The following is a 13,563-nucleotide window of genomic DNA, read 5'->3' on the forward strand; positions in this document are numbered from 1 at the left end:
CTGACCAGAGGGGCTTGGGCGGGGCCTGGCAGGACTCACGCGGCGATGAGTACGGTGCCGAGGGCGAAGGTTCCGCCGGCTCCATGCTCTCCGATGCCGCCCGTTCGGTTGCGTCCGTGGCAGGCGGTGCGACTGAGGCTGTGGCAGACGTTGCGAGCGGCGCCAAAGAAAGGTTAGGAAGCACGGTCGGGCAGTTCGGCTCGGCGGCCACCGATATATCGGGGCGGGTACGGCAGTCGGCGCAGGACCTGTTCCAGCGCGAACCTCTGGCAATGGCCGCGGTGGGCCTTGCCGTGGGCACCGCCATCGGCGTGATGCTGCCTCACACAGCCGCGGAAGACGCGCAACTCGGCCCATACCGCGACAAGCTTCGTGACAGTGCCGAGGAAGTCTTTGAAGAAGGCGTGGAGCAAGCCAAGCAGGTCGCCGCCGAGGCATATGAGACTGTAAAGGAAGAGGCTGACCGACAGGGTTCCAGCGGCGACGCCGAGACGTTGGTCGACCGCGTCGAAAAAGTCGTGAAAAAGACGGCAAGCAAAACGGAGCAAGCCATTCGCGATCGTTTGGCGGAGTCGGACGAGCCTCCCAACACTTCGTCATAGCGGTAGCCGGTTTTCGAGGTGCGCTGGCGAAGCTGTTCTTGAGACTCTCTTCACGGCGACGGCATGCCTCAGGACTGATCTGGCATGCAACCTCGGCTTCCAGATTTGCTCCTGGCGAGGTATCGAGTTGCTGCTTCCGCGCGCTACGCCTGCCTTGCAAGAAGCGCCGCACAAACATCACTCACGACTTGCTGCAAGACATCGAAAGCATAGCCGATGTGAAGCCGCTCGAGCGGGGTGTGGTAGTCTCGTCCCCACGGGCCGATATTGATGGTAAGAATGTTGGCCAGCCCGCCTTATTTCGGCCAGCGAATGCCGTCGCGCCACATCGGCATGTTGCGGGCGACGACGTCGAGACTGGATGCGGTGGCCTCGCCAAAGAAGCTCATCTCGAGATGCCGGCGAAACAATCCGCACAGCCGATCGCCGAGATCATAGCGTGCGGTTGCGCCGGCTGCGATGTGCAAGGCAATCTCGCGCAACCTCGCCGCTGCCGGCCTGTCGGAAAGGTTCGTTGGCAGATAGGGTGTCGAGCCGAAGCGGGTGACGATTGCCGGTCCCGGCAAGCGGCTCAATCGCCATGCCTCTTCGGTAACCAGCAGGCATTGCTCGGGGCAGCGGGAGATCGCCCGCGCCAAGAGACGCGCCGACGGTGCCAAGCCTTGATGTTGTTACCGCATCGAGACGGTCCAGCAGTGCCTTGTAACGATGCAGCGGAATTGTTTCGACGAGATCGATCGCTGCGCTGCCGTGCTGGCAATGCCGGCGCTGCTTCAGTTCCGCCAGGCAGGCAAAAGCAGCATCGGCGCAAAGCCGGTCAATGCAATCAAGCACCTCGTCCGGGCTCCGTCGATAGCTCAGAACGTTAAAGCCGGCGAACGCCGTAGCCGGCGTCGTTACGTCATAGCGGGACTTGCCGTCGCGCATATTGAGCAAGCTCGGCGGTGTGCCCAGAAGGAATTGGGCATTATCGGTAAGCTCAGAGACCCATTCCACACGGGCCGCTATGGCAGCGGCAACAGTCGCGGCGTTCAGCCCATTCAGGAGAAACCGCTATGCGCGGGAACGCCGACGTGGGCCGTCGGAAGCAGCTTGCCGAGCGTTCCAAGCGCGATGACGCAACCCTTGTTGCCGTCACCGTCGTCGGCGATCGCATCGAGATTGATCGCCGCCAGAATATGGAGCCCGCGCTCGCCAGCAATCGCTGGCAGCGCCTGCGCCGCCTTGCGCGCTCCGGCAGAATTGTTCTCACCGACACGAACGGCGTCGTGAGCAGTTTGTAGGGGAGGCTCTTGTCCTTATCCAGCGTAGTGCGGCCCTCTGGAACCATCAAAACTGACAATCGTTACGCTGTTCAGCAACGTACATGAGGGGCAACGTCAACGTGAACGAAGATGACGCCTCACCATTAGCGACCGGGGTAGAAGGCCTCGACTATGTTTTGCGCGGGGGTTATGCCAAATTTCGGTCACACCTCGTTGAGGGAAGGCCTGGTTCGGGCAAGACCACGCTCGGGCTTCAGTTCCTTATCAAGGGGGCCTCGCAAGGCGAAAACTGCCTCTATATTACGCTATCCGAAAGCAAGCGCGAACTCATATCCGTGGCAAGCAGGCACGGCTGGACTCTGGGCGGGATAGAAATTCTGGAACTCGTTCCTCCAGAACTCAGCCTTGATCCTTCCCAGCTGCAGACACTCGTGCATTCTTCTGACCTGGAACTCGGAGAGACCGTGCAGGCGGCCTTGGCTGAGATCGACCGTATTAAGCCACAGCGCGTCGTATTCGATTCGCTTTCAGAAATCCGGCTGCTCTCGCAGGGCTCACTACGCTACCGTCGGCAGGTCCTGGCGCTGAAAAGCTTCTTTCTGCTCAACCACGCGACGGTCTTGTTACTCGACGACCTCACGGCCGAGCAGGATGACCTCAACCTGCATTCGATCAGCCATGGCGTGATCCGCATGGAGCAATTGACTCCGATATACGGTGGCGAGCGGCGGCGCTTACGGGTGATCAAGATGCGTGGGGTGCAAATACGTGGCGGTTACCACGACTTCGTTATCCGACCGGGCGGGATCACGGTCTTTCCGCGACTGGTCGCCGCCGAGCACCCTGAAGCCGAGCACGGATCGCCGGCCTTAAGCGGACATGGCGTGGACGCTCTGCTCGGCGGCGGCCTCGATCGGGGCACAAGCACGCTCTTGATCGGCCCTTCGGGTGTGGGGAAGTCGACCATAGCCTGCTCCTACTGTCATGCAGCGCTCGGGCGCGGTGAGCGCGCCCTGGTTCTGCTGTTCGATGAGACTGACCGCATTTTCCTGGGACGTGCAGCTGGTCTCGGTATGGATCTCAAGCCCTTCCTGCAAGACGGAATGCTCCTGCTCGAACAGATCGACCCGGCGGACCTTTCACCCGGCGAATTGTAATCAAAGATTCAGTTCGCAGTCGAGCGGTTTGATGCCCGGATCGTAGTGATCGACAGCCTCACGGGATATCTGAATTCGATGTCCCAAGAGCAGCATCTTGTGCTGCAGATGCATGAAATTCTCACCTACCTCAACCAGAAGGGCATCGTCACGATCCTGCTGCTCGCCAATCACGGGCTGATCGGCCAGACGGCGGCCCCAATCGACATGACCTATCTGTCTGATGCAGTGATGTTGCTGAGGTTTTTCGAAAGTGGCGGTCGCATCCGGCGAGCGATTTCGGTGGTGAAGAGGCGGGTTGGTCCTCACGAGGACACGATCCGTGAATTCATGGTCAGCAGCCAGGGCATAGCTGTCGGCGAGCCGCTCGACCAATTCAGGGGAATACTTACAGGCGTGCCCTTTTTTGAGGGCAAACAAAGCGACCTGCTCGCTGACAAGAAGCCATGACGCCGAAAGAACCCGTCGTACTCGTGCTCGCCCCGGTTGGTCGAGACGCTCAGCTAGCGGCCTCGATCTTAGCAAAACACGGGATCGGCACACGCCTCTGTGCCAATCTGGAAGAGGTTTTGGGGTTTCTCGACAGCGCACACTGCCTTGTCGTCGCCGAAGAGGCGCTCATCAATTCCGACCGGAGCCAGTTCGCCGCCTGGCTGCGCAACCAACCTGCGTGGTCCGATTTTCCAGTGGTTCTTCTGGTCATGCGGGGAACAGAATTCGACAAGCGTCTTGCGTTTCTAGATCGGTATCTCATCGTTCTCGAAAGGCCTTTCCTGGCCTCAAGTCTGGCCAATTCGGTGAGGTCGGCGTTGCGTGCGCGTGCACGCCAGCTCGAGGTCAAGTCCCACCTCGAACAAAAACAGGAGGTCGCTGACCGTCAAAAGCTGTTGATCCTCGAGCTTCATCACCGGGTCAAAAACACCCTGGCCAATGTGCGAGCGATGATGGGAGCGACGGCCCGGTCCAGCGATAGCGTCGACAGCTTCGTGCGTGATTTCTCCGCAAGAATCGTGTCCCTTGCCAACACGCATTCAATGCTTACAGACGACTATTGGCAGACGGCCTCATTACAGAGATTGCTTGAGACGGAACTGAGCCACTACGAGATCTATGGCGAGCCGCGAATATCACTACGTGGTCCCAATGTGGCCCTCGTCGCCGACCTTGCGATACCTGTGGGCATGGCGTTTCATGAACTTGCCTCCAACTCAGCAAAATTCGGCGCCTTGTCGCGCCCGGAAGGCCGCCTTGATGTGCAATGGTGGATAGCGGATTCCGCAGGTGAGCAGATCCTGCATCTCCATTGGCAGGAGCGGAATGGTCCCATAGTGCAGCCGCCGAGTCGACGAGGCTTTGGAACGACATTGCTGGAAAGGGTCGTTACGGTGCAATGCAATGCGAAAATCGAAATGCATTACAATCCCGGCGGCCTGCGTTTCACTATGGCGTTGCCATTACGCGAAACGAGGCTCGTCCCAGCGTACTCCTGAGTACCTGACGAACGCGACGAAACAGCACGCAGCTGTGGCCGCAGTCGAAGCCACTGTAATCAAAAGGCCGGCTCCGCGACTTTCTTCAGCGGTTCGGGGCCACGATGCAGGTTGCGAGTTGGGGGTCCCCATTGCGGCCGCCAGGCCGCCGCCGCCTGGGTCTTTCATCTGACCTCGCGCGGTAGGATGTAGTGGGCTGGTCGGAGCCACACGTTACCGACAAAACGGCGCGACTACGCCGGCTTCCTGAGCTCCACCTGAACGCCCAGGCGGAACGCCTGACCATCTGCAAACGAGCGCGCGTAGCTCTCAGCTGTGAAAGGGACCGTGATCGTAGCGCCGTTGACCGTCACGCGAACCGACCACTCTTTCGTCCTCACGATTTCAACGGCATGTTGCTCATGGGGAGCCATGCATTCCTCCCAGAATGGTACGTTGGAGAAGGGGGAGGATAGTGTCGCAAAACTCGTTCGCATGCAAATAATCCGACACCGCAAGGTCGAAATGTCAAAATAGCGCACAGTTGCCGCCGCGGCTCGGGCGCGTTTTTCAGGCGGTTAAGCAGGCAGGCCGACCTACTTCGGTGTTTGCAAGTCGAACCGCCACGACAGACGACCCCAAACCGGATGCTCGAACTCAACGCCAGCTCGTTTAGGGGATCGGCGACAGCCAAGGCGCCTGCCATATCCCCGCTCGGTGCCCATCCGCGAACGACACTCGTGAACGACGGTTCGGAACGGTTGGCCCTGTCGGGGGTTACCTCAGTCCAACCGGAGAGGAGCCTCCAAAAATGGACCACACCAATCACGTACGGCTTTCGAGTTCTGAACTGCGCGCAGACGTTGTTGAGGGAGCCACCATCTACGGTCGCGACGATGAGGAAATCAGTTCAGTCGACCACATCCATGGAACGGGCGAGCATGCGCAGGTCGTCTTCGATGTTGGTGGGTTCCTCGGCATAGGCTCAAAGCGCGTGGCCTTATATGCAACTCAGCTCGATTTTATGCGGGACGAAGACGGCACCGTGCATGCTATCACACAAATGACGACCGAGCAGTTGAAGGCCCTGCCAGAGCATTTTGATTAAAGTCAGCTTCGGTGATCTCGACCGTCAGATATTGTCATGGGTGAAGGTCGATCCGAGTGCGAGCTCGCTTGCAGCGTCGGCGAAAGCATCGACCTGATCGTCAAATTTTCCATTCGGAAACGAACAGACCTCATCGAGGGATGTTTCGTTCCAGCGGCCGCGCAAGAGCTTCACCTGGGCGGGTCAGGTTTGCCCGTGTCCTTGTCGCCTGAGACCGGAAGGACCTTCACGTCATGGCCGGCGCGTGTTTCACTTTCGTCTGCTTTGCCAGCCGAACGAGGGTCCTGCAGCATGGCGATCGTGACTTCGTGCGTCATGCGTCATGACGTTCTGGAAACGCGACCACGATTTCAAAGTCGCTGCTGTGGAACAGGCCGCCGGACATGGCGCCAGCCGGTGCTGATACCGGCCGGAACGATGTGGTCAGATAGCCCCTCGAGGCGAGACCGGACAGCCCTACTCCGGCCCTCGGAAGCGGTCGTGAGTCAGAGTCGGGGCAGTGTCGTTGTTAGATGGCCGGTATTTCTGCAGCTGGCGGATGATTATTTGCGAGCGCAGGTCTGCACCTGCATCTATTGGCGCGCCTAAACGTTGCCGTCGAGGAAGATGCGACGGACTGCAGTGATGTCGAACAACAAAGCCGAAGATTCCAACGAAAACCAAATACAACTGGAGCGACGGGCTGGACAAGCAGACAAAGAGGGCCGCGGACGCAATGCCGAACGGCCATCGCAAATTTCCGGCCGCGGCTGGAGGGATGTACTGTGGCGGGTGTTCGCTGAGGTAATGGAGGACCGCGTCATGTTGATCGCGGCCGGAGCCACGTTCTACCTGCTTCTTGCTCTGTTTCCAGCGCTTGCCGCCTTCGTGTCCATTTACGGCTTCGTCGCCGATCCTCAGACGGTCGCCGAGCACATTTCATTCCTTGGCGGCATACTGCCTTCGGGCGGTTTGGATCTTATCAGATCGCAACTTAACTCATTGGCCGCTCAGAACACTAGCACGCTCAGCTTTGGGTTTATCTTCGGTCTCGCGGTCGCACTGTGGAGCGCCAACAGCGGCATCAAGACGCTGTTTGAAGCAATGAACATCGCTTACGAGGAGACTGAAAAGCGCGGCTTTATCCATCTGAATCTCCTGGCCTTGGGATTCACCCTTGGCGCCATCCTCATTGGCATCGGCCTTATCATCTCGGTCGGGATCGTACCCGCAATGCTTGCGCTGGTGAACCTCGGCGGCTGGACGGAAACCCTTGTGCGGATCTTGCGGTGGCCGGTTTTGCTGATCATGGTCGGAATCGGAATTACGCTGATCTACCGCTACGGCCCTAGCCGCGAAAAGGCAAAGTGGCGATGGGCCACATGGGGGGCATTCCTCTCGGCTGTGGTTTGGATCGCAGTCTCGGTGGGTTTCTCTTTTTATCTTGAGAACTTCGCTAACTACAACGCGACCTACGGAGCCCTGGGGGCGGTCATCGGCTTGATGATGTGGACCTGGATTTCCGTGATCATCCTGATTGTAGGTGCGGAGCTGAATGCTGAGATGGAGCATCAGACAGTCAAGGACACCACCACAGGTGCGCAGCAACCGATGGGGGCGCGAGGTGCCACGGTCGCGGACACGCTGGGCGGATCGGCCGATGCCGCCAACAAGCAGTCACGTTTGGACGAGCGCAAAACCTAGCGCCTAACTGTGCATCTGCTGCAACTTCGCTTGGCGCCAATGACGGTCTTAGATGGCCGTCACCTTACAGGCCTATCGAGCATATATGAGGTTGTCTTGTATCTTCCCATCACGGGAAAGGCAAAGCAGGGTTCAGATGCTGCTCCCTCCTACTGAGGGCGCGCCCACGGACCGACCGAGCGGCTTCGTCACCGCCGAGCTATACCACTCAGCGGGGCACGACCCGGACGCGACCGCCTTGTATCTAGGTCGTAGGTGCGTAGGTGTGACACGCTTTGCCATTGAACGTGAATCGACAACTCAGATGCTACGTGAGCGCCTGTCACCCGCCGGAACGTTGGGCTGAGTTCTTCAAGACTGTTGCCGCGCCTACCGTGCCCCTGTGCGATTGGGGAATCGGCGCTGGCCTTCCAAAGGCCGCTTCCAGACCTCGCGTCCGAAGTCAGTTACGGGGAGCTTTAAGCGCACGTGCGAGGAGCCGGGCATCATTTAGCTGGATTACGCACGTCTCGAACGCATTGGTCGGGCCGCGCCAGCGCAGCTCTTCGACATTCTCAAAAAGCCGAGCGTCCGTACGCAGCGTGGCGAGATTCTTGAACAAAAGTGCGAGCTCTCTACGCCGGCCGAGGGCTTCAGGCGGAAAGCTTTCAAGAGGGCCATAGCGGCCAAGCAGCCGGGCGGCCGACACCAGGCCGATGCCCTCGAGACCCGGGTAGCCATCCACGGCATCACCGACGAGCGCTAGGAAATCTGGAATCAGGGCCGGCTCAACTCCGAACTTCTCGCGTACGCCGGTGGCATCGCGAATTTTCTGGGTCCTTCGGTCTACCTGGACCACATGGTCACCTCGCACGCACTGCGCGAGATCCTTGTCCGGCGTCCAGATGCATACCTTCTGCACGCGCTCATCGGCAGCCGCGCTCCGTGCCGCGGATGCCAGCGCGTCGTCGGCTTCTAGGTCGATCATCGGCCAGACCGCCACTCCCATGGCCGCCAGGGCTTTCTCAAGAGGATGGAACTGCGCGAGCAATGCCGGCTCGATGCCATCCCCGGTCTTGTAGCCGGGCCAGAGCTGATTTCTGAACGACTCGATTACATGATCTGTCGCTACCCCAATGTGTGTGGCGCCATTCTCGATCATCTCCAGCAGTGTGTTCAGCACGCCAACGACGGCGCCAAACGGCCTGTCTTGGCCGTTGTTGAACCGGCGTTGGCCATAGAAGTGGCGAAACAACTCGTATGTGCCGTCTACTAAATGAACGATCATCTCAATCCTTGAGGAAGCGCCAGGCCGTGCCCGTACGCCCGCCTCAAGCCATGTCTCTTATCGCAGCAGCTTACCTTCAAGTCACAGGTGCGCGCACTACTATATGGTAGCCCGCTGCGACAGCCCTTTGACAACAACAACGATCTGCGCGTGGCGCTGAACACGTCCTCGACCGAGAAGCGCTCGTCAAGACTGTCCTTGGAAGCTACGGCAAGGTCGGCAATGACACGCCGGCAAATGCAGCCCAATCCTTTGTTTGCGCCGACATTGAGCAGCGTGTCTAGGATCCGGACAAGGCCGCATTCCATTACCGGAATCAGCACATGGCGCATTCGCAACCGGCCTTTATGAGCAGCCCTCCCCTCGGCGGCGGCGAGTCGATGTAGGTGACGCGCTCTCGCAATTTGAACCCCTGACACGCTTCGCTGGCCGTCGTTATGCGGCGTCCGCATTCTTCGTCTTGAGCAGCCGGCAGCGCTCGACCGCAGTGCGCTTCCACATGGCGTGGTCAAAGCCCGGCGAGCAGCCCATGCCAAGGAAATGCTTCCGCTGCGTCGACAAAGGGATTGTTTCCCAGTGGATACCGTAGCCGTCGCTGATGATGGCCGCAGCGGCGCAGGCCAGCCCCTCGCGCTGCAAGGCGATCGGGTTAGCAGTTTGCTCGTCGCTGGGGGCGTAAGCGTCTGGCGGTCTTCCTGAATGAGACCACGTTTTGAATGAGACCACGTTGGCCATCGGCTGCTCGATCGACACAAAGTCGGGCCTGTTGCCCTTGATCATGGCGCGAAGCTGGCAACCGAGCGATCCCCTGCTCCTCGGCGTTCTCGCCGATGGCTTTGATCAGGCCAGTCTTGATCGAGAGCGATGAGCCGGGCTCATACCAAGCGCATGCGATGTCGAGGCCGAGGATTAACATTCTCACCCCTCGGCAATGCCGGCAGGAATGCCCCAAGGGCATGCAGTCGCAAGGAGCTTCTCACCGAATGTTCGCGCACCGGGTCAATCGTGACGCAACGAAATGTGGTGTTCGCCCGTAGGGTCGTAGGGACACCGCGAAAGGAAACCAGAACATGACCAGCGAACGAGACGTCGGCACGTTCGAAAAGCCCGTGACCCTGTTGCTGTCCTCGGGCAAAGTCAGTGTTTCGAGCACCCGCGAGGCCGCCGAAATGCTGCTGTATGATTGGCCCATTGGAGAGACGGGGCGCCGCATCCAGGCACGAATGGCCTGCATGAAGGTGCTCGGCGGTGGAAGCGCCCCGGAGGTAGCCCGCGCGGCATTTCTGACCGCCGCCCAGGAAGCGAAAATCTTGAACGCCTGACATCTGCTACTCTGCCGCCGCAGCAAATGCCGGCCGGTCATAGCCATTGTCGAGATGCTTGGCCGCAGTTTCGAACGCGTCCATCGCGAAGTCTGGAAAGCGGCGCTGATATTTGGCGATCAGCTTCGGATCGAAGGTTCCGGCACGGTGCGCGGGATAGTCAGCGTCATCTTCGATGTGCCCGTCAGCACCGATTTCCGCGAATGGCCATTGCGGCGATTGGCGTTGCCGTCGGCCTGCTCCTCATCGAGGTGCTCGTCCAGTTCGGCGTTCAGAATCCGCTCCGAAAGCGCCTTCTTCAGCTCGTCGAGCAGCCCGTCTCTGGCGAAAACCTCATTCGGATCGCGACCCGCAAGCAGTTGGTCCAGAAGTTCCTTCTCAATAGCCATGTGATGATTCTCTCCTTTCCATTATCATGGCCTCGCGCACAGAATTCCTGACAGTCCCAGTGCCTCGCGGGCCTCTGGACTCGATTTCATCCGAGCTTGCAGCGACAGCAGAGAGCTGACCATCGCGAGGTTGTTCTTAGTGCGATGCGACAATTCTTGCAGGAGCAGATCCTTCGCGCGTTCCGCTTCCGCCGCTCTCTGATAGGCCGTACGTAGCCCTTCGCTAATGACGGCCAGCCCCAATGCCACCACGACGAAGATAACCATTGGCAGCACCAATCCCGCGGGCAGTAGAAAGGTACCAGCTGGTTTCACCTCAAAATATAGCAGAACCGTGCCCAGCACGGCGGAGTAAGCCCTGAACCTCGATCAAACAGTACCGACGCCAGGAAAATAGCGGGAAACATCACGAAGAAGCCCAGAACTCCGGCGCTTTCATGGATACCCTGCAGGGCGAGAAAACAGATCGCGGTAGCGCGCCAGGCATTTCTAAACGCTGCCGAGCTACGCGAAATAGAAGTTTCCCTGCCTGGTGGTCTCCAGGCATATGATACCGATGGCGCAGAACAACAAGCCTGGAAGGCCTAACCGATTGGCCGCAGGATGAACGTCTCCCTGGCAGCGGATAGTGGCTTCCACTGCATATTCGATCTTGCTGGAGAATAATTCGCCACTCCCGCCGAGCGACGGGGCCGGGTGAAGAGAACACTGCCCTCGCGACTTGGTGTCCACGATAGCTGCGCATCCGCCCGAAAGCTCTCAGTCGGTTCACGCCCAAATAATCACCGATTCGGCCGTCAGCTTTGAATGGCTCCATGACATGCATCTGGCCGCGCAAGCGCTTCGGCGCGGTGAGCCTTATCTAACGCGCCGAGCCTTTGAACCGATGCATAGAACCATCGATAGTCGCCCGAACACAAGTCGAACAAGCGGAGAAAGGCCGGCACCCGATCGTCGCGGGTTCGGGCGGATCGACGTTTGGGTGAGTTGCGCCGCAATACTCCTTCTCGCCCCCCCAGGGCGTCTGGGGCGTGTTTGCAGCCACCTGCTCAAAGCCGCGACGTGAGCCAGCCTCCAGCCTGCTATGTTGGACGGCAATCGTTCAGCTTGCTGCCGCCGACCGCTTGAAAACGATGGTCACCTTCGTCCCTTTGTTGGCGCTGGACTCGACAGCTAACTGCGCCTTGGCGTTCTCGGCCAGCGATCGCGCGATCAGCGCTCCGAGCTTGCCTGGCTTGGGCCACATCTCGCCTTCCGGCAGGCCGATTCCGTCGTCCGCCACAATAACCCTGCAGCCGTCGCCATCGACGATGCTGTGCAGCGTTATCGTGCCGCCGTCGCGGCCCCGGAACGCATGCTTAAGCGAATTGGTCAGCAATTCGTTTACGACCAGTCCCGCCGGCATGGCGACGTTTATTGACACCGGATATGTATCCACCTTCATATCCAGCCGGATCCCCTCGACCGCATGCGAGCTCATGACCGCGGACGCGATCTGGCTGAGATACACACCAAGGTCGACCTCCTCCTTCGGCTCGTCGGCCGTTAACGTCTGGTAGAGGATCGCCAATGCGTCGACGCGACCGGCGAGCCGCTCAAACCGTCTCCGGTCGGCCTCGGTCGCGTTGCGGCTTTCCAGCCGGATCAGTGCGGTGATCATCTGCAGGTTGTTCTTCACCCTGTGCTGCAGTTCGCGAAGCAGTGTGTCTTTCTCGCTGACACGCTCCTCGGCCGAGCGCTGATCTCCCGCCTCGCCGTGAGCCGATACGTCGACCAGTGCCACCAGTCGGAAACAGACCTTGCCGTTGTCGTCCTCTATCTCGTTGGAATAAACGTCGACGATCGCCGGCTTATCCTCGCTGCGCTCCAGCCTGAAGGTGCCGACCAGATCGGTTCCCTCGACCACAGCCTCGGCAAGCGGCCTGTCCTTTTGCTGATTGAGGCCTGTGCCTAAAAGGGCCGCCCAGTTTTCTCTGGTAAGCCTGGCGGCCGTCAGGCCTGACAGTTTCTCGAATTCCGGATTGGCGTAGACCACGCGCTCTTCACCGGTAAGGTCCGAAACGGCTATGGCGATCGGCACCTGGTCGAGGAATTTCTTGAACTGTTCACTTTCCAGTGCGGTTGCAAGGTCAGGTGTATCAAGCAGCTGCTCGACCGCTTCGGCCTTCTCTGCATCCGATGTCATTTTGCGCGCCTGTTCTGTGCGGATGATATCAACAATGCGGCGCGCCTGCCATCGCGCCAAAGCTGTATTTCACGCTCCGCGTCATGCACCTGACAACAAGTCTAGCCTTGTGCGCAGGGCCGAAAGAGAGCGGCAAGCGCCGGCTGCGTCTACGACGAGAACTGCAGCGCTAGCGGGATCAATTGAAATGGGTTGAGGCTTCGCGTCGATGACAAGCGGCGCATTTTTATCCTCCCACCAGCATGAGGCGTTGCTCCTTGCGCCCCTGGGTTATCATGATCCACCACTACATCGCGTCGATAACAGGGGGAGCAACGGCCCTGCTTAGGCGGCCCAGGAAAAGCGCGCGACGGAAGAGCTTCGCTGCAGGTTTTTTTATTGAGAACTACCGGCGGCGTGCGACCAGAATGGGCCTTAAGTTCCAACCAAGGGAACTGTGACTGTCGTAGCGTAATTCATCGGATACCGGTCGAAATATGGGAACTCGATGACGAAAGCATACCTGGCCGTGAGATGTGCCATTCGAAAGCTGCCGCTGGGGGCGTCGATTGCTATTGTTACGTCTACGTCTTTCAATCCCAAAGTCAGCAATTTTGCCGTGGCTATGGCTTCTATCTCGGCCTGCGTCAGCGAGTTCTTCATCTGCAGCGCACGCGCGGACGTTTCCAGCGTATACCGAACACTGGACATGGCATTCAAGGCCCAGCCGAATGCGAAGACGCCGATCAAGACCATTATCAGAACAGGGGCGATCAGCGCGAACTCCAACGCAGCTCCGCCTGATGCTCCCCGTATGAAGGCCCTCGCTTTAGGATTTCACTCCATTTGATATGCGCGCTCTTTGGCCCCGACGGGCACAAGTCCGGCGGCCGCGCTCGGCCAACTGCTCGGCATTGAGCGCGAGCTTGGCAAGCCCCGCATTCGCCTCTTAATTCGACCCCGAATGATCCGCGAGCTATGGAAACGGGTGCATGAGCATGCCGGGCCGTCGCCAAAGTGCACGAAGCGCCCAGCCACTCAATGGATCAAGCCGGGACTGATTGGCCGCGTAAGCACTGCGCGGCGACGAGGGTCTACGCAACGCCTCGCGGCTGGACTTTTGGGATCAGATTGGGG

Annotated in this window: 14 protein-coding genes and 2 pseudogenes; 7 read left to right on the plus strand and 9 right to left on the minus strand. The window is 59.4% G+C overall.

Features of this window, described 5'->3' with window-relative positions; translation table 11 throughout:
• Positions 1–83 precede the first annotated feature (83 nt).
• Positions 84–602 (plus strand): hypothetical protein, encoded by a 519-nt coding sequence (locus NKH98_RS30225; protein ID WP_352903974.1) that lies wholly within the window; start codon positions 84–86, stop codon positions 600–602.
• A 296-nt stretch (positions 603–898) separates the two neighbouring features.
• On the opposite strand, the gene NKH98_RS30230 is transcribed toward NKH98_RS30225, so the two are convergent.
• Entirely contained in the window at positions 899–1,069 is a 171-nt protein-coding gene (locus tag NKH98_RS30230; RefSeq protein WP_352509299.1) for a hypothetical protein, read from the minus strand.
• A complete protein-coding gene (locus tag NKH98_RS30235; protein WP_352903976.1) occupies positions 1,035–1,529 on the minus strand; it encodes a hypothetical protein in 495 nt (164 codons plus the stop codon). Before NKH98_RS30235 ends, NKH98_RS30230 begins: the two co-directional genes overlap by 35 nt.
• A gap of 128 nt (positions 1,530–1,657) precedes the next feature.
• On the opposite strand from NKH98_RS30235, the gene NKH98_RS30240 reads away from it, so the two are divergent.
• The 3 genes and pseudogenes from NKH98_RS30240 to NKH98_RS30250 all read left to right on the plus strand — a co-directional run bounded on the left by NKH98_RS30240 (position 1,658) and on the right by NKH98_RS30250 (position 4,514).
• Positions 1,658–1,885: a hypothetical protein gene (locus NKH98_RS30240; protein WP_352903978.1), complete on the plus strand. Its 228-nt coding sequence runs from the start codon at positions 1,658–1,660 to the stop codon at positions 1,883–1,885.
• Positions 1,886–1,968: 83 nt separating this feature from the next.
• Positions 1,969–3,474 (plus strand): annotated as a pseudogene (locus tag NKH98_RS30245) (ATPase domain-containing protein).
• Positions 3,471–4,514: a sensor histidine kinase gene (locus NKH98_RS30250; RefSeq protein ID WP_352903980.1), complete on the plus strand. Its 1,044-nt coding sequence runs from the start codon at positions 3,471–3,473 to the stop codon at positions 4,512–4,514. The pseudogene NKH98_RS30245 and the gene NKH98_RS30250 overlap by 4 nt, the downstream one beginning before the upstream one ends.
• A 233-nt stretch (positions 4,515–4,747) precedes the next feature.
• Here NKH98_RS30250 and NKH98_RS30255 read toward each other — a convergent pair whose 3' ends face one another.
• Positions 4,748–4,927, minus strand: coding sequence for a hypothetical protein (locus NKH98_RS30255; RefSeq protein WP_352479194.1), 180 nt, complete (start codon positions 4,925–4,927; stop codon positions 4,748–4,750).
• 377 nt (positions 4,928–5,304) lie between these two features.
• On the opposite strand from NKH98_RS30255, the gene NKH98_RS30260 reads away from it, so the two are divergent.
• Both NKH98_RS30260 and NKH98_RS30265 read left to right on the plus strand, forming a co-directional pair.
• Positions 5,305–5,601, plus strand: a complete 297-nt coding sequence (locus NKH98_RS30260) for a PRC-barrel domain containing protein (protein ID WP_352479193.1) — start codon at positions 5,305–5,307, stop codon at positions 5,599–5,601.
• 624 nt (positions 5,602–6,225) lie between these two features.
• Positions 6,226–7,284 (plus strand): YihY/virulence factor BrkB family protein, encoded by a 1,059-nt coding sequence (locus NKH98_RS30265; protein WP_352779254.1) that lies wholly within the window; start codon positions 6,226–6,228, stop codon positions 7,282–7,284.
• A gap of 442 nt (positions 7,285–7,726) precedes the next feature.
• On the opposite strand, the gene NKH98_RS30270 is transcribed toward NKH98_RS30265, so the two are convergent.
• Both NKH98_RS30270 and NKH98_RS30275 read right to left on the minus strand, forming a co-directional pair.
• Positions 7,727–8,551, minus strand: coding sequence for a 5'-3' exonuclease (locus tag NKH98_RS30270; RefSeq protein WP_352903983.1), 825 nt, complete (start codon positions 8,549–8,551; stop codon positions 7,727–7,729).
• Between the two features lie 435 nt (positions 8,552–8,986).
• Positions 8,987–9,331 carry a hypothetical protein gene (locus NKH98_RS30275; protein WP_352479190.1) on the minus strand — a complete coding sequence of 115 codons (345 nt, stop codon included), beginning with the start codon at positions 9,329–9,331 and terminating at the stop codon, positions 8,987–8,989.
• 290 nt (positions 9,332–9,621) lie between these two features.
• Here NKH98_RS30275 and NKH98_RS30280 point away from each other — a divergent pair, with 290 nt between their 5' ends.
• The gene (locus NKH98_RS30280) at positions 9,622–9,873 is read left to right on the plus strand and encodes a DUF982 domain-containing protein (RefSeq protein WP_352903985.1); all 252 of its coding nucleotides are present in this window, start codon (positions 9,622–9,624) and stop codon (positions 9,871–9,873) included.
• 87 nt (positions 9,874–9,960) lie between these two features.
• Here NKH98_RS30280 and NKH98_RS30285 read toward each other — a convergent pair.
• The 4 genes and pseudogenes from NKH98_RS30285 to NKH98_RS30300 all read right to left on the minus strand — a co-directional run.
• Positions 9,961–10,262 (minus strand): annotated as a pseudogene (locus tag NKH98_RS30285) (transposase); the annotation flags it as partial.
• Between the two features lie 24 nt (positions 10,263–10,286).
• Positions 10,287–10,529, minus strand: coding sequence for a histidine kinase dimerization/phosphoacceptor domain -containing protein (locus NKH98_RS30290; protein WP_352479188.1), 243 nt, complete (start codon positions 10,527–10,529; stop codon positions 10,287–10,289).
• Between the two features lie 835 nt (positions 10,530–11,364).
• On the minus strand, positions 11,365–12,447 hold the full coding sequence (locus NKH98_RS30295; protein WP_352903988.1) for a sensor histidine kinase: 1,083 nt from the start codon (positions 12,445–12,447) through the stop codon (positions 11,365–11,367).
• Positions 12,448–12,861: 414 nt separating this feature from the next.
• Positions 12,862–13,215 carry a TadE family protein gene (locus NKH98_RS30300; RefSeq protein WP_352903990.1) on the minus strand — a complete coding sequence of 118 codons (354 nt, stop codon included), beginning with the start codon at positions 13,213–13,215 and terminating at the stop codon, positions 12,862–12,864.
• Between the last annotated feature and the right edge of the window lie 348 nt (positions 13,216–13,563).

The organism is Mesorhizobium sp. M0833 (assembly GCF_040319905.1).
In the GTDB taxonomy this organism is placed as follows: Bacteria; Pseudomonadota; Alphaproteobacteria; order Rhizobiales; family Rhizobiaceae; genus Mesorhizobium.

Coding starts and splice junctions, on each gene's coding strand:
- NKH98_RS30265 (WP_352779254.1), top strand. CDS start 6,226: ATGTCGAACAACAAAGCCGAAGATTCCAACGAAAACCAAATACAACTG.
- NKH98_RS30270 (WP_352903983.1), bottom strand. CDS start 8,551: ATGATCGTTCATTTAGTAGACGGCACATACGAGTTGTTTCGCCACTTC.
- NKH98_RS30235 (WP_352903976.1), bottom strand. CDS start 1,529: ATGCGCGACGGCAAGTCCCGCTATGACGTAACGACGCCGGCTACGGCG.
- NKH98_RS30280 (WP_352903985.1), top strand. CDS start 9,622: ATGACCAGCGAACGAGACGTCGGCACGTTCGAAAAGCCCGTGACCCTG.
- NKH98_RS30255 (WP_352479194.1), bottom strand. CDS start 4,927: ATGGCTCCCCATGAGCAACATGCCGTTGAAATCGTGAGGACGAAAGAG.
- NKH98_RS30240 (WP_352903978.1), top strand. CDS start 1,658: ATGCGCGGGAACGCCGACGTGGGCCGTCGGAAGCAGCTTGCCGAGCGT.
- NKH98_RS30275 (WP_352479190.1), bottom strand. CDS start 9,331: ATGATCAAGGGCAACAGGCCCGACTTTGTGTCGATCGAGCAGCCGATG.
- NKH98_RS30250 (WP_352903980.1), top strand. CDS start 3,471: ATGACGCCGAAAGAACCCGTCGTACTCGTGCTCGCCCCGGTTGGTCGA.
- NKH98_RS30295 (WP_352903988.1), bottom strand. CDS start 12,447: ATGACATCGGATGCAGAGAAGGCCGAAGCGGTCGAGCAGCTGCTTGAT.
- NKH98_RS30260 (WP_352479193.1), top strand. CDS start 5,305: ATGGACCACACCAATCACGTACGGCTTTCGAGTTCTGAACTGCGCGCA.
- NKH98_RS30290 (WP_352479188.1), bottom strand. CDS start 10,529: ATGGTTATCTTCGTCGTGGTGGCATTGGGGCTGGCCGTCATTAGCGAA.
- NKH98_RS30225 (WP_352903974.1), top strand. CDS start 84: ATGCTCTCCGATGCCGCCCGTTCGGTTGCGTCCGTGGCAGGCGGTGCG.